At 67.3% G+C, this 18856-nt stretch carries 15 protein-coding genes and 2 pseudogenes; 6 read left to right on the top strand and 11 right to left on the bottom strand.

Annotated features, from left to right (window positions below; translation table 11 throughout):
- Positions 1-74: 74 nt before the first annotated feature.
- The 9 genes and pseudogenes from G1H11_RS20795 to G1H11_RS26660 form a co-directional block, all read right to left on the bottom strand.
- Entirely contained in the window at positions 75-881 is an 807-nt protein-coding gene (locus G1H11_RS20795) for a helix-turn-helix domain-containing protein (RefSeq protein ID WP_163820516.1), read from the bottom strand.
- A gap of 107 nt (positions 882-988) precedes the next feature.
- Positions 989-1906: a phytanoyl-CoA dioxygenase family protein gene (locus G1H11_RS20790; RefSeq protein ID WP_216843988.1), complete on the bottom strand. Its 918-nt coding sequence runs from the start codon at positions 1904-1906 to the stop codon at positions 989-991.
- 118 nt (positions 1907-2024) lie between these two features.
- Entirely contained in the window at positions 2025-2645 is a 621-nt protein-coding gene (locus G1H11_RS26070; protein ID WP_163820515.1) for a DUF4232 domain-containing protein, read from the bottom strand.
- 35 nt (positions 2646-2680) lie between these two features.
- Complete coding sequence (locus G1H11_RS26065) at positions 2681-2986, bottom strand: N-acetyltransferase (protein WP_163820514.1); 306 nt, start codon at positions 2984-2986, stop codon at positions 2681-2683.
- A gap of 77 nt (positions 2987-3063) precedes the next feature.
- On the bottom strand, positions 3064-4266 hold the full coding sequence (locus tag G1H11_RS20775) for an RNA polymerase sigma factor (protein WP_163820513.1): 1203 nt from the start codon (positions 4264-4266) through the stop codon (positions 3064-3066).
- Positions 4263-4604: a YciI family protein gene (locus tag G1H11_RS20770; protein ID WP_163820512.1), complete on the bottom strand. Its 342-nt coding sequence runs from the start codon at positions 4602-4604 to the stop codon at positions 4263-4265. Before G1H11_RS20770 ends, G1H11_RS20775 begins: the two co-directional genes overlap by 4 nt.
- Before the next feature lie 18 nt (positions 4605-4622).
- Entirely contained in the window at positions 4623-5108 is a 486-nt protein-coding gene (locus G1H11_RS20765) for a VOC family protein (protein ID WP_163820511.1), read from the bottom strand.
- A gap of 185 nt (positions 5109-5293) precedes the next feature.
- A pseudogene (locus G1H11_RS26665) lies at positions 5294-6139 on the bottom strand (exodeoxyribonuclease III); the annotation flags it as partial.
- A 171-nt stretch (positions 6140-6310) separates the two neighbouring features.
- Positions 6311-8164: pseudogene (locus G1H11_RS26660) on the bottom strand (GTP-binding protein); the annotation flags it as partial.
- Positions 8165-8733: 569 nt separating this feature from the next.
- Here G1H11_RS26660 and G1H11_RS20750 point away from each other — a divergent pair.
- From G1H11_RS20750 to G1H11_RS20735, 4 genes are all read left to right on the top strand, one after another.
- Positions 8734-11583 carry a DUF222 domain-containing protein gene (locus tag G1H11_RS20750; protein ID WP_163820509.1) on the top strand — a complete coding sequence of 950 codons (2850 nt, stop codon included), beginning with the start codon at positions 8734-8736 and terminating at the stop codon, positions 11581-11583.
- A 325-nt stretch (positions 11584-11908) separates the two neighbouring features.
- Positions 11909-12439, top strand: coding sequence for a CGNR zinc finger domain-containing protein (locus G1H11_RS20745; RefSeq protein WP_163820508.1), 531 nt, complete (start codon positions 11909-11911; stop codon positions 12437-12439).
- A 223-nt stretch (positions 12440-12662) separates the two neighbouring features.
- Entirely contained in the window at positions 12663-12818 is a 156-nt protein-coding gene (locus G1H11_RS20740) for a hypothetical protein (RefSeq protein ID WP_163820507.1), read from the top strand.
- A gap of 143 nt (positions 12819-12961) precedes the next feature.
- Positions 12962-13933, top strand: coding sequence for an NAD(P)-dependent oxidoreductase (locus G1H11_RS20735; protein ID WP_163820574.1), 972 nt, complete (start codon positions 12962-12964; stop codon positions 13931-13933).
- Here the strand turns inward: G1H11_RS20735 and G1H11_RS20730 are convergent.
- The gene (locus G1H11_RS20730; protein WP_163820506.1) at positions 13891-14706 is read right to left on the bottom strand and encodes an AraC family transcriptional regulator; all 816 of its coding nucleotides are present in this window, start codon (positions 14704-14706) and stop codon (positions 13891-13893) included. The two genes, G1H11_RS20735 and G1H11_RS20730, sit on opposite strands and share 43 nt — an antisense overlap.
- A 149-nt stretch (positions 14707-14855) precedes the next feature.
- Positions 14856-16838, bottom strand: a complete 1983-nt coding sequence (locus tag G1H11_RS20725; protein ID WP_163820505.1) for a PAS domain S-box protein — start codon at positions 16836-16838, stop codon at positions 14856-14858.
- 177 nt (positions 16839-17015) lie between these two features.
- Here G1H11_RS20725 and G1H11_RS20720 point away from each other — a divergent pair, with 177 nt between their 5' ends.
- On the top strand, positions 17016-17435 hold the full coding sequence (locus G1H11_RS20720; protein ID WP_163820504.1) for a YciI family protein: 420 nt from the start codon (positions 17016-17018) through the stop codon (positions 17433-17435).
- A 15-nt stretch (positions 17436-17450) separates the two neighbouring features.
- Complete coding sequence (locus tag G1H11_RS20715; protein ID WP_163820503.1) at positions 17451-18737, top strand: RNA polymerase sigma factor; 1287 nt, start codon at positions 17451-17453, stop codon at positions 18735-18737.
- Positions 18738-18856: the final 119 nt, after the last annotated feature.

Genomic DNA, 18856 nt, shown 5'->3' with positions numbered 1-18856 from the left:
ATGTAAACCATGCTTTCTCGTGCTTCACCATGCCTGCAGGCCTGGTATCGCACGAAGAAACATGGTTTACGTGATCATTCCGAGACGGCGGGGCGGACCTTCGGGAGTTCCGCGCGGAACGTGGACGGCGGGACGCCGAAGACCTCTTTGAACCGCCTCGAGAACGCATACTCGTCACAGAACCCCAGCTCCAGCGCTATCTGCCGGATGGTCGAGCCGCCTTGCAGCATCCGGGCGGCGTCGTCCATCCGGTGCCGCGTCCGCCATCGGCCGGGCGGCTCGCCGGCTACCATCGTGAACGCCTTACGGAAGCGGTGGTAGGACATCCCCACGGCGCCGGCTACCCGGTCCAGGCTCAACGCCGGCTCGTGCCGCAGCAGCACGCACGCCTCGCGGAACCAGGAGGGATGCTCGCCGGGCCGCTCCGCGCTCATCCGCGCGGCGGACAGGAGGACTTGCAGCCGAGACAGTTCCATCAAGGCCGAGCGCACACCGCCGGCGCCTGGCTCGGTGATCGATTCCATCTGCGGCACCCAGCTCTCCACGGGGACGAGCCGCCCGACCGGCCGTGAACGGTCCAGGATTCCCCGCTCCTCCAGCATCCGCGGGAGCGCCCCGTCGAACAGCACGTAACGCTCGGTCCAGGGCTCCCCCGGAGACGGACCGTAGTCGTGTTTGAGGCCGGGAAACACGGTGATCGTGCTGCCGCCGACGAGCCGGTGATCGGCCCCCCGCTCGTCCCGGTATCGTCCGGCGCCGCTGACCAGATAGACGAACGCGTAGACGCCCAGCACCCGCGTGCCGCCGAGCCCGGCGCCGTCGGGGATGGCCCCGGACAGGAACACCCGTCCCAGGGACGCGTCGTCCGTGGCGCCGCGCACCAGCCGGATACCGGCAGGCCGTGTGGGCCTGCCGGTATCCGGCTGAGCGGCGTCAGGCGGAGCGGACTCGGGCTGAGCGGTACCCGGCTCTGCCGCGTCGTGCGGGTTCAGCAGATGAGCCCCTTCTTGGCGTCGGGCCCGTGCGCGATCGGCTCCGGACCTATCCAGCGCTCGTCGGTAGGTTCGCTGGCCGGCTGATACCGCGAATCCGTAGACATCCGCACCTGGTCAGAGGTGTTGTCCAGGCTTCCGTGCACCGTGAACATCCCGAAGACGATGACGTCGCCGGCGCGGAAGTCAGCCGTCAGCCAGCGACCGCCGAGCCGGTCCCGCAGTTCTGCGGGGTCGTGCGAGAGCGCTCCGTCCCAGGAGCCAGGTGTCTCCCCCGTGTTCCGGCAAAAGGTGTCGACGTCGCGCCGCCCGTAGTCGTCGGTGATCTCCGGCAGCCGGTGGCTTCCCTCCAGGATGATCAGGCCGCCGAGGTCGAAGCTGGTGTCCACCAACGGCGTCCAGGTGGTCCGCAGGCGTTGCGATCCGCGGTTCATGAAGACACCGTCACCGTGGGGAGCCGTGCCCAGACCAGGCGGGACCACCCGCAGCCACGTGTAGGTGAAATGGACGATCGGCTCACCCAGGAGCGCCTCGTGCAAGGAAACCATTCGCCCGCCGTAGAGCAGGCCGGTCAGCGCGGAGCTGGCACGGGCGATGCCCGCCCTGACCGTGGAAGAGCGCAACGACTCCGTCGCGACGAGCCGGTCGGGCAGCGGGCCCGGCTCCAGAAGGCCGTCGGCGGCGAACCTGGCCCCCACGTCGGCGCGCACAGCGCGGACATGGTCCGTGTCGTGGAACCCCGGAAGGTACAGGTAGCCGTCGTCGGCCAGGCGTCGCTGGAGATCGGTGGGGTCCCTGTCCGGTTCGGTCCGGCGCAGCTCACCCAGGTGAGTCGCGTCGAGTGTGACCTCGCGGGCGTGCAGCGTTCCAGCCGAGGCGACCGGCGCCCGGCTCGCAGTGGCGACTGAACTCACGACGAGTCCTCCCTCGCAGATACCGGATCATGTTACTTCTGACCCGACAGTACGGCCACTGGATCGCTGTCACCATGGCCGTACTGGCGAGGGCTTGTGCATTTTGACCCTCAGGTGGTCAGAAGAGACTCCAAGCGGTGACGTCCAGCTGACCAGTGTTGCCCAGATCGATCGGGTACTCCAGCATCACCATCTGGGCCGGCTCGCCCACGGCGGACGCGATCTCAACCACGGCGCCTTCGAGAATCTCCGAGGATTCCGTGGTGGTCACCGTGTTTCTCCAGACCAGGGTGACCCTCGCGGTCTCGCCCGGGGCAAGCGTGACCGGTGCAGGCTCCGGCGACTCGATCGACGTCGTCCCGTGGTTGACCGTGATGTCGAGGACCTGCCAGCCGGCGTCGAGCACCGTGATCTCCGGATAGCCCTCCAGCTCAAGGGGCTCGGATCCGCAATTGACCGCCTGAATGTCCTGCACACGCAGACCGCTCGCGGCGTCGGCGACGCCCGCAGAGAGCATCAGGCCGGATTCCGGGCAGTCGGAAACCGGGGCTGGAGTCTCCGGTATCGGCGGAGGCTCCAGCAACGACTCCGGTGAATACTCGACGTCCGGACCGGGAGCGAACGCGCCCCACGGCGCCATGCCGCACGCACTGAGGAGACACGTCAGGGCCGTCGTGGTGAACACGGCGAAGAGGCGGGTGCTTTTGCGCGTCAGAGGCCGATTGGTAGTCGTCGTCACCCAGCGATGATAGCTGCGGAATCAGAGCCTCAGGCTTAGATATCGGGCCAGCGCACGTGGGGGACGAACTCAGGATTCTCGCGGATGAACGACGCCACGAACGGGCACACCGGGACAATCTGCTTGCCGCGCTCGTTCGCGTCTTCGAGCGCGCCGTGGACAAGTGTGCTGCCGAGCCCTTGCCCGGAGAACGAGTCGTCGACCTTGGTGTGAGTGAAGACGATGTGCTCGCTGGACTCACGATAGTGGCTTGCTCCCGCAAGCGTCTCCCCCACCCAGATCTCGTACCTGTGGCCGGAATCGTTGCGCACTACCTTGGCGTATTCTGTGGCTCCACTCACGTGGCCTCCCCTTCCGGCAACGAAGTACTCGGCCCGTTCCGCACGTGACCGGTGTCCTCAGCATAGGTCGCTGCCGGCTAATCCCAGGCGAGGCGCCCGCGGAGCACCGCCTGTTCGGCCGGGTTGGCAGTCAGCTCCAAGGCACGGCGATCCGCGGCACGAGCCTGGTCGGCGTCGCCGAGTTCTCGCAACAAGTCGGCACGGGTGGCGTGGTACAGGTGATAGCGGTCCAGTTCCTCGCCGAGTGACCCCAATTCGGCCATTGCGGCATGCAGTCCTTCCACGTATCGCACGGCGATGGCTCGGTGCAGGCGGATGACCGGAGACGGTGCGAGGTGGAGCAGCATGTCGTACAGCACTACGATCTGTTCCCAGTCGGTGGCCTGCCAGCTTTCGGCCTCGGCGTGACAGGCGACGATCGCGGCCTGAAGCTGATACGGGCCAGGATCACGCCGCCGGGCGGCTTGCGCGAGTAGCCGCGTGGCCTCGGCAATCGCCTGCCGGTCCCACAGCGACCGGTCCTGATCCCGCAGCAACACGATCGCGCCATCCGGGTCGAAACGGGCGGCCACCCGCGCCCGATGCAGCCGGATCAGCGCGAGCAACCCGGCGACCTCCACCTCGGCAGGCATGAGCGCGTGCAGCAGCGCGGCCAGCCATTCGGCGTCTTCCACGAGGTCACGGGAATGCGCGTGCTCGCTGGTCGAGACGTAGCCTTCGTTCAGCAGCAGGTAGATCACGGTAAGGACGTCATTCAACCGTCCGGGGAGTTCGTCATCGCCTGGAATCCGGTACGGAACACCGGCGTCGGTGATCTTGCGCTTGGCGCGGGTGATCCGGCGGGCGACGGCGCTCTCCGTGGTGAGGAACGCTCGCGCGATCTGGGCGGTGGTCAGCCCGCACACTACCCGCAGCGTCAGCGCGATCTGCGCGGAGCGCGCCAACGCGGGGTGGCAGCACGTGAAGATCAGCCGCAACCGATCGTCGGGCTCGGCTTGCACCGGCCACTGCAGCCGTGCCAGCTTCCTGCGGTAATTGCTCTCCCGACGCAGGACGTCCAGGCCACGGCGCCGGGCCACGGTGAACAGCCAGGCATCGGGCCGGTCCGGGATGCCGTCGGCGGGCCATCGTTCGAGGGCGGCCAGCACGGCATCCTGGACGAGGTCCTCAGCGGCGGAAAAATCACCGATCACATGCACCAGGGACGTGGCGAGCCGGCCCGCGTGCTCACGGACCACACGGGCCAGCTCGGCGTGCGACGGTTGCTCCGCGGGCGTCATGACTCCAGCGGGCGGATCTCGACCACCGGGCAGCCTGGCCAGCTTTTGACCATCCGCATTGCCTCGTCCAGGTCGGCGACCTCGATCTCGGCGTATCCGCTGACCACTTCTTTGCCCTCCACGAAGGGGCCGTCCGTGATCACCGGATCGCCGCCCTCCAGCCGCACCGTGGTAGCAGTGTCGGCGGGCTGCAGCTTGCTTCCGCCCCTGATCTTGCCGGCATGCTCAGCGAACCACTCGTTGACTCGCTGGAACGCCCGGTCCCGCTCATCCTGACCCATGGCTTCCAGGTCGTTCGCGAACTGCTCGGTGTCGACGAACAACAGCACGTACTTCATCTGCCCCACCTTCCTCGGCTAGGAAGCCATTGTTTCCTGGAACGCGGCCAGCCGCCGCGTCAACTCGTCCGGTTCCACGTCTTCCACGTGCGTCGCGATGTTCCAGTGGTGCCCGAACGGGTCCACGACGTGAGCGTCCCGGTCACCATAGAACTGGTCCTCGGGGGCGCGCCGCACGCTGGCGCCCAGTTCCGCGGCATGCGCGACAACGTCGTCGACGTTATCCACGTAGATGAACAGGAACGACGGCGAGCCGCTGATGCCTTCCGGCGGTGGCGCCGACGTGCCCATGTGCGGAGACTCGTCTTCCACGATGAGCACCGAGTCACCGATCTGGACCTCGGCGTGGGCGATGGTCCCGTTCGGGCCGGGGAAGCGCATGCGCTCAGTGGCGTGGAACACCTCGGCGTAGAACTCCAGCGCCTTGCCGGCGCCACGCACTACGAGGCAGGGCGTGATCCGTCGGTACGTGTCCGGGATGGGTTGAGGGGTGGTCGATGTCATCTGCCGATCCTCCTTGGTGGGATGTGCCTGACGCGGAGGAGCAGCCCACCGGCAGGCTCAGCGAACCGAGAATCCGATGAGGCTTGCCCTCCTACTGATCTGACGATCGGCAGACCGCCCGATCGGACACCTTCCCGGGGAATCTTCCCGCCAAGCGCGCCCTCGCGGGTTCTCGAGAGATGACTCTAGGTCTGCGGCAGCCTGGCGGAGCCGCGCTTGGCCGGACGCGCGGACGGCGGGGGCACCACGGGCCCGATGTCGCCGTCGGGCGCGTCGTCGAGGTCGACGATCACCGGAGCGTGGTCACTGGGTCCGGTGCCCTTGCGGGCATGCCGGTCTACCCATGCCGCCTGGACCCGTTCGGCCACCGGATTCGCCGCCAGCACCAGATCGATGCGCATCCCGAGGTCCTTGTGAAACATCCCGGCGCGGTAGTCCCAGTACGTGAACACCCGCTCGTGGGGCCATCGGTCACGCACCACGTCTCGCAATCCGACAGCCTGAAGCTCAGCGAGCGCCGCCCGCTCGGGCGGCGTGACGTGGGTCTGCCCGATGTACGCGTCCGGATCGAACACGTCCGCGTCGGCCGGCGCAATGTTGACGTCGCCGCACACCAGCACCTCTTCGGGACCAGTAGCGACGACGTCGCGCAGGGCAGCCAGCCATGCCAGCTTGTAGTGGTAGTGGTCCGAATCGGGAGTCCGTCCGTTCGGCACGTACACCGAGTGCACCCGGATCCCCGCACAGGTGGCGGAGACCGCCCGCGCCTCGGGGTCTGGGAACCCGGGGCCGCCATCGAGTCCCGGCACCGCATCCTCGAGCCCGACCCGGGACAGGATGGCCACACCGTTCCATTGCGCCTGACCGTGTACCGCGTACTGGTAGCCGCGCCCGGCGAGCTCGTCACCGAGCAACGTGGCGAAAGCGTCGTCGCTAAGCTTGGTCTCCTGAAGGCAGACCACGTCCGGGCGGCGTTCATCCAGCCACGGCAGAAGCCGCGGCACCCGCTGCTTGACCGAGTTCACGTTCCACGTCGCCACTCTCACGCCAACCACCGTAGCGGAGCGCTCAGACACGGCGTTGCACGTGCAAGAGGTACTCCCGCCGGTTGAGGGGTTGTGGTCCGTCCGGGTCCGGGACGGAGCCGGCCCGCGGACCGGCCGGTAGTGGTCGAAGGAGGTCTCCAGGACACCTTCGCCACTGGTCATGCCGGGCAGCTGCTGCTGCAGCTCGTGCACCCTGGCCGCCGGTATGTCGCCCTCCAGCGTGCACGACGAACCGTGCGTCACGGACGTGCGGGGAGCCGCATCCAGACGGGCCAGAGCCGGCACCACCGATCCGAACACGTCCGCCGGGATCTCGACGCGGTACCGGTGCATCGGTTCGCAGACCCTGCTGCCCGCTCGCTTCAGCGCCGCGAGAAGCACCAGCGGCGTGAGGAACCGGAAATCCTCGCCGGTGCTCGACATGCTCTTGTCAAAGCCCTGATGAGCGTGGCTCTGGCGGGGCGCGTAACCCGAGTGTGTCAGCGCGACCGTGCAGTCGGTGACCTGCCAGCCGTACAGGCCCTGGCGCAACGTCGTGGTGATGGTGTCCTGGATCGCCGTCATGAAGGCGCGCGGCAGCGATCCGAGCTCCACGCCGAGCGCGAACTCGACGCCGGTCCCGATCGACGCCGGTTCGATGCGCAGGCCTACTGTGGCGAGGAACGGGTTCGAGTCCGTGTAGATGAACTCGACCGCTTCCCCGGTGCCGAGCGGCCGCTCGATGCACACCGTGGTGGTCTCCTCGAAGTCGACGTCTATGCCGTAGTCGTCGCGAATCGTCGCCTGGATGATCTCCTTCTGCACCTCGCCGTAGAGCGAGACGGAGATCTCCTGGCGAACGTCGTCCTGGCGCACATCGATCAGTGGGTCTTGCTCGGCGAGCTGGGTGAGGGCAAGGTGCAGGGCGCCCTTGTCGGAGAGGTTTCGAGGAACGACGACGGTCTCCAACGTCGGTGGGGCGAAGTAGCCACCGCCTGGCGCCACCAGCCCCGAATCACCGACGACGTCGCCGATCTGAACGTCGCTGAGACCGCGGAGCATCGCGATCCGCCCCGCGGACACCGTCTCCCGCTCCTCGGTCGAGCCGCGGTCGAAGACGCGGATCCCGGTGACCTTGCCCTCCCGGTCACGGCCCACCTGGACCCGGTCCCGGACGCGCAGAGTTCCGCTGAACATCCGGATGTAGGCGATCCGTTCCCCGGCCGCCCCACGCTCGATCTTGAACACCGTGCCCGAGACAGGCCCGCCGGCGTCCTGGCCGGCCGCGGGAAGCAGCTCCGCGATTCCACGCATCAGGGAGCCGCCACCCGCACCCGTGATGGCCGAGCCGAAGTACACCGGGTGAATCAGGGCTTTCCTGACCTGCGCGGTGAGCTGCGCATGGAGGCAATCCCCGGACAGTGCCCCTTCGTCGTCGACATAGGCCGCCAGGAGCGCGTCGTCGTGATCAGCCAGGGTCTCGATGAGTGCGGCGGTGAATACCGGGTCGGCGGTGGAGTACGCCGTGAAGCGAGCGGCGCGGGATCCGATGTCCTGCACCGATCCCATCGAGACGACGGCGGAGGTCAACCGCTGCGCGATGGAGCGCAGAACATCGTCCTGGCGCGCACCGCGGCGGTCGATCTTGTTGACGAAGATCAGCGTGGGTATGCCCAGCCGCTGGAGGGTCCGCATAAGGACCCGCGTCTGTGCCTGCACACCTTCCACGGCCGAGAGCACGAGGACCGCGCCGTCGAGCACGGACAGGACGCGCTCCACCTCTGCGATGAAGTCCGGGTGGCCGGGTGTGTCGATCAGGTTGACGGTGACGTCGTCGATCGTGAACGAGACGACCGCGGACTTGATTGTGATTCCGCGCTGGCGTTCCAACGCGAGAGAGTCGGTCTGGGTACTGCCGTCGTCGACGCTGCCGACCTCGTCGATGACACCGGCGGCATAGAGCAGCCGCTCGGTCAGGCTCGTCTTACCGGCGTCTACATGCGCCAGAATCCCAAGGTTGAGTGTGGTCACGAGGTGTCATGTCCTCTGGATAGGTCCGGATGCCGTTCTGAATGGACATGAACGTTCCTCGCATAACACGTCTCCTCGGGATCGTCGGCCGACCCGGCGATTACAGCAGGCCAGGAGTGCGGCGGACAACGGATTTTCGGCGCGGCCCAGCGGGGCCATGAAGGATTGCTTTCATCGATCAACCACGGGCCGGACATCGCGCCGTACCGCCCGGCGACGGGGCGTTTCAGGGCCGGCTCCCCGGGGCTAGCGGGGAGACGCACCCCGGAATGCCGGGTGGGTTCGGCGGCACCGGTAGCACGTCGGGAGTTTTCGCGGAGACCGCGCCAGCGTCGAGGCGCAAGCCCCTCCCGGGCCGCTGATTACCGGCCCTCCGGCTGGCGTCGTCAAATCCGGATTGACATCTAATTCCCTCATTTCTCCATGTCACAAGCATTGAATCGAACATAGATTCGATCTATGATGGAGTCAGTTGATCAATTCTGGCAGGACACACCATCACCGGCCTGATCTGCACGGGCGCAGTGAGGTGCACTCGCCCCGGAAACTATAAGAAGGAGGTGGCCGCCGTGGCAGACGCCGCCGGGTGGGACGGTGATCACCTCCCCGCCGTGCCTTGGCAGGCTGATGACGCGCCCGCACCCCCGCAGGGAACACCTGGCCCGGATCACACGACTCGGGACGCGCCTAGCCCACGCGCGCCCCACCCGAACACGTCCGGCCAGCACACGTCCCACGAGCACGAGTCTGATCAGCACGAACCGATGCGGGCGCCGGACGGTTTGGCGTCGTACCCACCAGGGCCGAAGCTGGCCGCGGTGCTGGCGGAGCTGCCGATCAGTCGTGTTCGTGGCGGCGACGTTGTCGAGGTGATGAAGGCCACCTACCGACAGGCGGGGCACGAATACGCGGCGTTCTTGGCAGCGGTGCTGGAGTCCGGGCTTCGCAGGGACCAGTCGGCGGACAGGGTGTCGCGTCTGGAACATCCAGGGAAGTTCGCCGCCGAGGAAGCCCGCGCCGCGCTTGTATGGTCCCGCCGCCGGTCCGACACCACCTTCGCTCTGGCGTGGGACGTGCACCGGCGGCTGCCGATGCTCGGCGAGGCTATGTACGCCGGAAACCTGGACGAAGCCCGAGCCCGCGCGTTCACGCAGTGGACCACCGGGCTGAGCGACGATCAAGCCGCACAGATCATCGCTGACCTGCTTCCGCTCGCTCCCGGATTGCTTGTCGGAGAGCTGATCGACAAGATTAAGCGCCTCGCCATCGCGATCGACCCAGACTGGGCGGAGAAGCGCTACCGTGCGGCGGTCAAAGGGCGCAGGGTCGAAGGGTCGCGCAACGACGATGGCACGGCGAACCTCAGTGGTCTGGATTTGCCGGTGGACAGAGTCGCGGCCGCATGTGACCGGGTAGACGTCCTCGCCAGGGCATGCAAACGGGCCGGAGACAGACGCCGGATCGCGCACGTCCGGGCCGACGTGTTCCTCGGCATGCTCGACGCGACCTTCGAATTCATGACCGACGACGAGATCATCGCCCACGTCCTCGCCCACCCGTTCGCCGAACCAGGGAGCCCAAGCTCCCAATCCGGAGCGCCGGCCACGGACCACATCCGTGCGGCGAACAGAACGGGCAGCAGCCGGTTCAGCAGCGAGGACAGCGCCCAGTCCCCCAACGCCGGGTACAGCGCCCCAAACGCCGGGCACAGCACCCCCGATGCCGGCGCCGGAGACCACAGCGACAGGAACGGTGGAGCCAGCGACGCAGGCACATACCACCACGACGTGCACAACCGACCGGACGAACCTGCCGGTCGGGATGATTTCAACGGACCAGGCGAGCACGACGCACCGGACGAACCCGAAGGCCGCGACGAGCACGACGCACCGGACGAACCCGAAGGCCGCGACGAGCACGACGGACCGGATGAGACCGACGGCCGAGACGAGCCCAACGCACCAGGCGAACCCAACCCACCAGACGAGCCCAACCCACCAGACGAGCCCAACCCACCAGACGAACCCGGCGGGCCGCCTCGCGGGCCTAGTAGTCCCGGCAAGCCCAGCGGCAGCGGCGACGGCCTGGCTGCGAAGGTTGCCGGCAACCTCGGTGACGGCAGCGGCGACGGAAGTCCTTGCGACGGGCGCCGTGGCGACCGCCCAGCGCAGCAGACGACCCGCGGGCACATCGCAGCGACAGCGAAGAACCGCTCGGGCGCCTGGCCGGTACGGGAGATGCGTGTGGAGATCGCCGCCCTGCTCGGCACGAACGAACACCCTGCCGAGATCGTCGGCTGGGACTTCGTCCCAGCCTCGTTGGCCCGCGACGTCATCGAAACCATGGCGGGCGCGGAGTGGCGCTGGGTGATCTGCGGCGCCGACGGACGCCCCATCGACTGCGGGGTCACCACCCGGCGACAGGCTCGGCACCGAGATCCGCACGGGTATGGGAACGGCCATGGGCACGGGTATGGGCATCGCGGCCAGAACCGGGAGCGGAAGCAGGGTGAGGTGCCCGCAAGACATCGCCGTCACTCGATTGTCGAGCTTCACATCAAGGAGAGCGAACTGAAGCAATTCACCCGCGACCCGACGCACCTAGGTACGTGGTCGGAGGTGATCGCGGACATCGCTGCCCAGCATCACCGGAATGTCATCGACAGCGACACCGACGACGCCACCACCACCGTCTCTGCCCCTGCCACTGCAGCCACCGGCCCTGCCCCTGCCACTGCAGCCAGCACCAGCGTGGGCACGGACATGAGAGACGCGGCGCGGCGCACCGCCGGAGCACGGTTGCGACGGCTGATTCAGATCCGGGATCGCTCCTGCGCTCATCCCGCCTGCCGAGCGCCCGCATCTCGCACCGATCAAGATCACGTGGTAGACCACGCCGACGGCGGCCTCACCACCGCTTCGAATCTCGCCTGCTGCTGCCGGCACGATCATCGGCTCAAGCACGACGGCGCATGGAAAGTGAGCAAACCATCGCCCGAGATCACTGTCTGGCGCAGCCCGCTCGGTCACACATACGTGAATCGGACACCCGTGGTGATGCCCGCGCTACCCGGCCCACGCACCGGCACGGGAGTCGACGCTGGTCCCTGTTCCGGCTCCAATCCCACCGCGGAACAGGGCATTCGCGAAGGTGAAATCTGGTCTCCGTTCTCGGTACCGATGCCTAGATCCGGCGAGGAGACGCGCCGGTATCTGGCATGCGGCTGTCAGTACGTCTGCCGCTGCATGCCGATCATGCGACCGGCGCCGACGAGCCCTGCCGCCAAACGCGCCATGAGCCAGCCAAGGCCCGCAGCTTGTCATACCAGTGCCCACATGCATGACCGCGCCCGCGCCGCTCGATATGCCTACCCCAACGTCGACGCAGACCTTCAGCGCACAGACCCAGCACCGTTCTAATGCCCAGGATAGAGGGTTCGTTCACCGGGCTGGGCTGTCCAGATGGGAAGGCTGCACGGCTTGAAGACTGCACGGCTTGAAGACTGCACGGCTTGAAGACTGCACGGCTTGCCGCCTCCTTCAAGCATCCGCCTCATGATGGAAGGATGCCACCGTCTCGGTGACGGCCATCGGGTCCCGATGCAGATGCGTCAGGATCACGCGTCGAAGACCACACGGGCAACGCTGGTAACTCACCAGCCCTTCACTGGTGGCGTGGGTTGAGTCGGTCCCCCAGAGATGCCTTTCATTGCATGTCATGCGCTGAGCTTGATGTAATAGCTTTATGCATTTCAACCCTTACGGCCGCGACGCGGTCCTGCTGGGGGTGAGCCTGCTCAACAGCCCGCCACTCAGCATTGTCGACCTTGAGCAGCGATGCGCCGACGCCGGCCTTGTGTTGGAGCGTCGAGCGCGCGAGCAGGACCTCACAGCCGTCAGCTCTTTTCTCCAGCGATGGGCCGAGGTGATCGACAGTGCCGAGAACCAGGAGCGAGCATCCCGGCTCAACGTGCTCCTGCGAGAGCACGCCGAAGCTCCGCAGCTCACCGACCACGCGGGTACGGGATGGCACCTACATTTCCGGGAGGACGATCTCCCAGTGGACCGGCAGGTGTGCGCGCTCATCGCAGCGGGCACCGCCTTGCATCTCACCGGGCGGGGGATGGATCGTCTCGGGCGGTGCTCCGCCGCCGGGTGCGGGCGAGTGTATGCCGATGTCTCACGCAACGGGCGCCAGCGTTATTGCTCCCCATCCTGTGGAAACCGCGCAGCGGTCCGGCGGCATCGCGCGCGTGGCGCTCGCCTGGCCGCCTGATCGGAGCTCCCGGCCATCGTCGCGGTCGTCCGCTCGCCGAGGAAGTGGTTCCGCGAGAACGCGATCGCGCGTACGACGCGGCCGGCCAGGCATCGGCTCCACCGCGCGGCCCATGCGAAGAATCACCTGAACGGCCGATGATTTCGACGCGACACTCGGCCCGGAAAGTGACACAATTCACGTTGGCTGATCGTTCGCCATACCGAGTCTGAAGGGAACCAGCGTGATCCGGGGGATTCTCGACCACGACAGCAACGGCTGGCGGGTCGAACTGTACGACACCGAGCCGCTCAGGCACACCATCGTTGAGATCGACGCCCTGCCCACCTGGGAGGACGCGTCAGCGATCATGACCAAGGCCTTCCGCATCCTCGCCTGACTTGCCACCCGGCCGTCCCGGCTCGCCGGACCACCTCGCACAATCGTTCAAGACCCGTGTGCCCTGGTCCGAATAGAAACGTCAGCAAGATCACCGGCGCGTCCGGTTGGCGCGCTGACGTTGCCGTGGAGACGAGGGATGCCGTGGAGACCGTGGGATTCATTGGGCTTGGAGTAATGGGCCAGCCGATGGCGCTGAACCTGGCCCGGGCCGGCGTACCGCTGGTGGTGTGGAACCGGACGGAGTCGCGCTGCGACCCCGTCGTGACGGCGGGCGCACAACGCGCCGCCGACCCGGCCGAGGTGTTCCGGCGAGCCGATGTCGTTCTGCTCATGCTCGCCGACGAGCCGGCCGTCGACGCGATCCTGGCCCGCCGGACACCACGGTTCGCGTCCATGATCCGCGGCCGCACGCTGGTGCAGATGGGCACGCTCGGAGCGTCGTACTCCCGCGGGCTGGCCGTCGACGTCACAGCGGCCGGAGGCGGCTACGTCGAGGCTCCGGTCTCCGGGTCACGCGGTCCTGCCGAGAAGGGCGAGTTAATCGCGATTCTCGCCGGCCAGCCCGGGGACGTCGAGCGGGTGCGGCCCTTGCTCCAGCCCATGTGCGCGAACTCGTTTCGCTGCGGTGACGTGCCGTCGGCGCTGGAGATGAAGTTCGCGGTGAACCTGTTCCTGATCACCCTGGTGACCGGGCTCGCCGAGTCCTTCCACTTCGCCGAGGAGCACGGACTCGATCCGGCGACACTGCGGCAGATCCTCGACGCCGGACCGATGGCGTCAGCCGTATCCCGGGCGAAGATCGCCAAGCTGGTCGACGCGGACTTCGAGGTGCAGGCCGCCATCGCCGACGTGCTGAAGAACAACCAGCTCATCGCAGACGCGGCGGACGATCGCGGCGCCGCGTCTCCACTGACGGACGCGTGCCTCGCTCTCTACCGGGAGACCCTCGAGCTGGGCCACGCCCGCGCCGACATGGCCGCCGTCGTGCACGCCCTACGGTCCCGGACCCGATCCCGATCCCGGACCCGGACCCGGACCCGGGCCCAGGACCGGGCCGGGAGAACGGGGAATCACGCCACCGCCGCGGACCAGACTGCCGGCGTCAACCCATAGGCCTGCTTGAACATTCGGGTCAGATGGGCTTGATCAGCGAAGCCGGCCATGCTGGCGACGTCGGCCAGCCGGTGACCGCCGCGGATCAGCGTCCGAGCCAGGTCGAGCTGCCGCATCGTCCGGAACCGGCTGGGGCTCGTGCCGAAGGCGGCCCGGAACTGGCGGGCGGCCGACCAGCGGTTCATGCCTGTGACCGTCTCGATCTCGTCGGCACGGTACCGCCGGGTGGGCTCGCTCATCAGCAGCTCCCGCACCCGGCGCATGGCCATGACATCGATGACCGTGCCGGTGCGGAGCGGTGCGTCGGCATGAGCATGTAAAGCGTCCGCCACCACCGTGGTCACCTCGGCGGCTTCAAGCTCGTCCAGCGGCTCGTCGATGCGGGTCAGGAATGCGGACAGCGCCAAGGGCATCGTCGGAGCGCTGATCACCGGATCGGCGACGAACGGCAGCGTTCCGGCGCCAAGAGCGTCCAGAACCAGAGCTGGGTCGAGGTAGATGATGCGGTAGCTGAAGCCGTCGTCGTTCGCCGGCGCGCCGTCGTGCACCTCGTCCGGATGCAGCACGTGCCACTGCCCCGGCAAGCAATGCCGTCGCTCGCCGCGGTAGCGGAATGTCTGCACACCGGCCAGCGTGATACCGACCGCATAGGTGTCGTGCCGGTGGGGCGCGAACGCCTCGCCCAGCAATGTAGCCTCGAGCCGCTCGATACCGGCCGCTCCACCACCGACGCGGAATCTGTGCCCAGGCAGTCCATGCACATCGCCCTGCATGTCCGGCAGGATACCTGTCGTGTTACCGGCTCCGGCCGGTCACGGGGCAACCGCCCACGCCACCAGCCTGGCTATAGCGCCGACCATCACGCCAGTGAAGACGATCGCGGTCACCGGAAGGCCCGTGGCCGCCGCACGCTCGGGCATGGTCATCCCAGCGGGATGGAGAACACGAACGCGCCGGCCGGATTCTCAACCGTGCCCGGCTCGTAGGCGGCGTCACCACCGTGGGCGCGGGCGAGTTCTCGCACGATGAACAGGCCGAGACCGGTGCCTCCCGACGCCATCCCCGTGGCGAACCGCTCGAAGAGACGAGGCTGAAGTTCCGGGGCCACCCCGCGTCCCTCGTCGGCGACGCGGATGACCGCCATTCCACCTTCCTGCCTGAGCGTTACCCGCACGGGCGACGCGCCATATCGCAGAGCATTGCCGATCAGGTTGTCGAGAGCCTGGGCGACGCGGTCGGGATCAGTCATCGCCTCGACATCGGTGTCCATCTCGACCAGAATCTCCGCGCCGGGATTCGCCGTGCGAGCCGAGTCCGCGGTGTTCTCCACCACAGTGGAGAGATTGGTCGGCACCTTCTTCAGTTGCAGCGAGTTGGCTTCCAGCCTGGACACGATCAGCAGATCCGACAGCAACCGCCGTAGACGACCCGCGCTGGCCGCCATCCCGTCCAGCAATTCACCGACTTCCCCGGCGCTCATCTCGCTCCAATGCTTCGACAATGTGTCCGCCGAACCACCGAGAACGGTGGCAGGGGTGCGAAGCTCGTGCGCGATTACCGCGAGGTACTGCGCCTGATCCGCGGCAGCTTGACGGAGCCGGTCGTTGAGCTTCTCGAGGGAGGTGTTGGCGGCCCGGAGCGCTTCGTCCACCCTCTCGCGCTCTTGCTCTGCCATTTTACGTTCGGTGGTGTCCCGCGTGACCTTGGCGAATCCGATGTGCTCGCCCGCCTCGTTGAAGACCGCTGTGATCAACACATTCGCCCAGAATCGCCCTCCATCCTTGCGCAGCCGCCACCCTTCTTCCTCATAGCGCCCTTCACGCAGCGCGATCTCCAGTTCCTCCTCCGGGTGGCGACGTGCCTGATCCTCCGGACCGTAGAAGACGCGGAAGTGCTGACCGATGATCTCGTCCGACGCGTACCCCTTGCTGCGCTGCGCACCGGTGTTCCAGCTGACGACGTGGCCCTCAGGATCCAGCATGAAGATCGCGTAGTCGCCGACCGCCTCGACCAGGAGCCGGAATCTCTCTTCGCTCAGGCGCAGCTCGTCCTCAGCCGCTCTCTGCGCCGTGATGTCCTGGACCTGGAGAAAGACGTAGAGCGCTTGGCCCCTGGAGTCACGCACCGGAGCCAGGGTGGCAAGGACTTTCCGCACCTCGGATCCCGTGCCGACGTCGTGCTCGATGTGGACGAGATCGGTGTCGTTCTCATTGACCTCGCGCAGCGCGGCGTCGAGCTCGTCGCCGCGCCCGGAGGTGAGTACGCCGTAGTCGAGACCGACGAGGTCCTCGTGCTTGGCCTGTATCAGGGCACCCAACGCACGATTGGCTCGGACGATGCTCCCGGTCAGGGTCATGACCGCCATGCCGATGGCCGCCCCGTCGAAGACCTCGCGAAAACGCTCCAGGTGCTCACCCACGATGTTCTGCTCATCGTTCTGCCGCAGATCATCCGGCAACTGTGCGGCCTCGTTCACAACCGCCAGTCGCCGCTGCGGGGGCGGCGTCGTACCGCTCTTCCGGCTTTCGGCGGAAGACCAGACGGCCATGATCTTGCCGGCCAGCTCGTCGACCGGAACGGACTTCTCGAAAAACGCAACAGCGCCAAGTTCGCGAGCCCGCTCGGCAATGCCATGGCCGTCGAAGCCGCTGTACACGATGACGCGCGTGTCCGGCGAGACCGCGAGAATGCCGCGCAGCGCGTCGAGGCCGTCCATGGTCGGCATGGACATGTCAAGAAGGAGCAAATCCGGCTCATGCTGGTAGGCGAGGCCCACAGCCTCCGCTCCGTCCGATCCGTCGGCGACGACGTCCAGCAGACCGGACAGGCGGAGCCGCGCCTTGATCAGGGAGCGCACCTCGGCGGAGTCATCGATCACGACGATCGTCGGTGTGTGTTTTCCCATGCCTCTCACACTATGCGGCGGGGCGCACAACCACGACCCGAGCGGACGGCACGAGCCCGCGTAAGCATGCGCCGTGCAATAAAATCCGCGAGTGTGTCGATCCACGGCATTCCCCGTTCGACCTAGGGGCGAGAGGGTCCGAGAAGCGGGCCCCGGGACACACCAAGGAGCAGCACCATGAAGTACATGCTGACCATGCGGGCCACGGACGAGGCGTTCGCCGGGATGTCGGACACCGATTTCAACGAGATCATCGAGACCGTCGGCAAGTACAACGACGAGTTGATCCGGGCCGGCGTCCTGGTCGCCGCGGAGGGCCTCGACGATGCCGAGCAGGGCGTCGTCGTCGACTACTCCTCCGAGCCTCCCGTGGTCACGGACGGCCCGTACGGCGAAACCAAAGAGTTGTTCGCCGGCTTCTACATCCTCAACGTATCGTCGAAAGAGGAAGCCGTCGAATGGGCCAAGCGGATGCCGATGACCGGCCCCGGCTTCAAGACCGAGATTCGCCGGGTCACCTCGATCGACGAGTTTCCGCAGGACAACGAATGGATCCAGAAAGAGCGAGCATGGCGCGAGGCCACGGGCCAGCTCTGAGTGGAGCCACAGCACATGGCCGACCCGACCGGCCGTGAGGCCGTCGCCGCGGTCTGGCGGATCGAGTCCGCACGGATCGTCGGCGCGCTCGCGCGGTACTGCGGTGACTTCTCGCTGGCGGAGGATCTCGCCCAGGAAGCACTGGCCGAGGCGCTCGTGACCTGGCCACGCGACGGCGTCCCCCGCAACCCGGCCGGGTGGCTGCTCACCGTGGGCCGGCGGCGCGCGATCGACGCGTTCCGCCGGCGTGCGGCCCTCAACGAGAGATACGCCGCACTCGCCCACAACCTGGGCGAAGGCGGCGTCGCCTCCGGCAGCGCGCCTGCCGATCCGGTCCAGAGCGCCGACGATGGGCTCTGGGACCCGGATCAGATCGACGACGACGTACTCGCGTTGATGTTCATCTCCTGCCATCCGATGCTCTCCCGGGAGTCGAGGATCGCATTGACGCTGCGGGTGGTCGGTGGCTTGACGAGCGACGAGATCGCACGGGCGTTCCTCATTCCCACTGCCACCGTGCAGGCCAGGATCACTCGGGCGAAGAAAACCCTCGGCGCAGCCCGGGTGCCGTTCGCGGTGCCGTCCGCCGACGAGCGGGCCGAGCGGCTCGGCTCGGTACTCAATGTGGTCTACGTCGTCTTCACCGAGGCCACATTGGCGAGTTCCGGTGAGGAGCTGATCCGCCTTGATCTCGCGAGCGAGGCACAGCGGCTGGCTCGGATCCTGGCTCGGCTGATGCCCGGCGAACCGGAGGTCCACGGCCTGCTGGCGCTGCTGGAACTGACCGCGGCTCGCTTCCCGGCCCGCACCGGGCCGGACGGGGAGCCGGTGCTGCTGGAGCACCAGGACCGACGCCGCTGGGACCGCCCGGCGATCCGCCGGGGACGAGCCGCCCTCGCCCGGGCGGCACAGGCCGGCCAGGGACTGGGCGCCTACGGTTTGCAGGCGGCGATCGCCGAGTGTCACGCCGTCGCCCCGTCCGTCGACCAGACCGACTGGGAGCGCGTCGTGCTGCTGTACGAGGCACTCGGCAGGCTCGCGCCGTCACCGGTGGTCGAGCTCAACCGTGCGGTGGCCGTCTCCATGGCCCGTGGACCAGTGGCCGCACTGCACATTGTGGACGAGTTGGCTACGGACGGAGCGCTGCCGGGTTCACACCTCCTGCCGAGTGTTCGAGGGGAGCTCCTCATCCGCCTGGGTCGCACCGACGAGGCGCGCACCGAGCTGGAGCGGGCGACACAGCTGTGCGGCAACGAGCGTGAACGCACCGTGCTCAGGCGCAAGCTGACCGGCCTCGGCTGACCGGTTTCACGGAGCGTGTTTGGCGGGTTCCCACGAAAATTGCGCCTCAGCACGTCATGCGACGAACCATGCCCCTACCGGCCGGTAAGCGAGATGCTGGATGAGCGGCCGCAAGGCCG

This window comes from Phytoactinopolyspora alkaliphila (assembly GCF_010550695.1).
Taxonomy (GTDB): domain Bacteria; phylum Actinomycetota; class Actinomycetes; order Jiangellales; family Jiangellaceae; genus Phytoactinopolyspora; species Phytoactinopolyspora alkaliphila.
Note: the sequence above shows the minus strand (reverse complement) of the source record. Positions and strands in the feature narration are given on the sequence as shown.

Excerpts from the sequence above, each read along its gene's own strand:
- G1H11_RS20775 (WP_163820513.1), bottom strand. The coding sequence starts at position 4,266 with ATGACGCCCGCGGAGCAACCGTCGCACGCCGAGCTGGCCCGTGTGGTC.
- G1H11_RS20770 (WP_163820512.1), bottom strand. The coding sequence starts at position 4,604 with ATGAAGTACGTGCTGTTGTTCGTCGACACCGAGCAGTTCGCGAACGAC.
- G1H11_RS20765 (WP_163820511.1), bottom strand. The coding sequence starts at position 5,108 with ATGACATCGACCACCCCTCAACCCATCCCGGACACGTACCGACGGATC.
- G1H11_RS20745 (WP_163820508.1), top strand. The coding sequence starts at position 11,909 with ATGCATTTCAACCCTTACGGCCGCGACGCGGTCCTGCTGGGGGTGAGC.
- G1H11_RS20730 (WP_163820506.1), bottom strand. The coding sequence starts at position 14,706 with ATGCAGGGCGATGTGCATGGACTGCCTGGGCACAGATTCCGCGTCGGT.
- G1H11_RS20725 (WP_163820505.1), bottom strand. The coding sequence starts at position 16,838 with ATGGGAAAACACACACCGACGATCGTCGTGATCGATGACTCCGCCGAG.
- G1H11_RS20720 (WP_163820504.1), top strand. The coding sequence starts at position 17,016 with ATGAAGTACATGCTGACCATGCGGGCCACGGACGAGGCGTTCGCCGGG.
- G1H11_RS20715 (WP_163820503.1), top strand. The coding sequence starts at position 17,451 with ATGGCCGACCCGACCGGCCGTGAGGCCGTCGCCGCGGTCTGGCGGATC.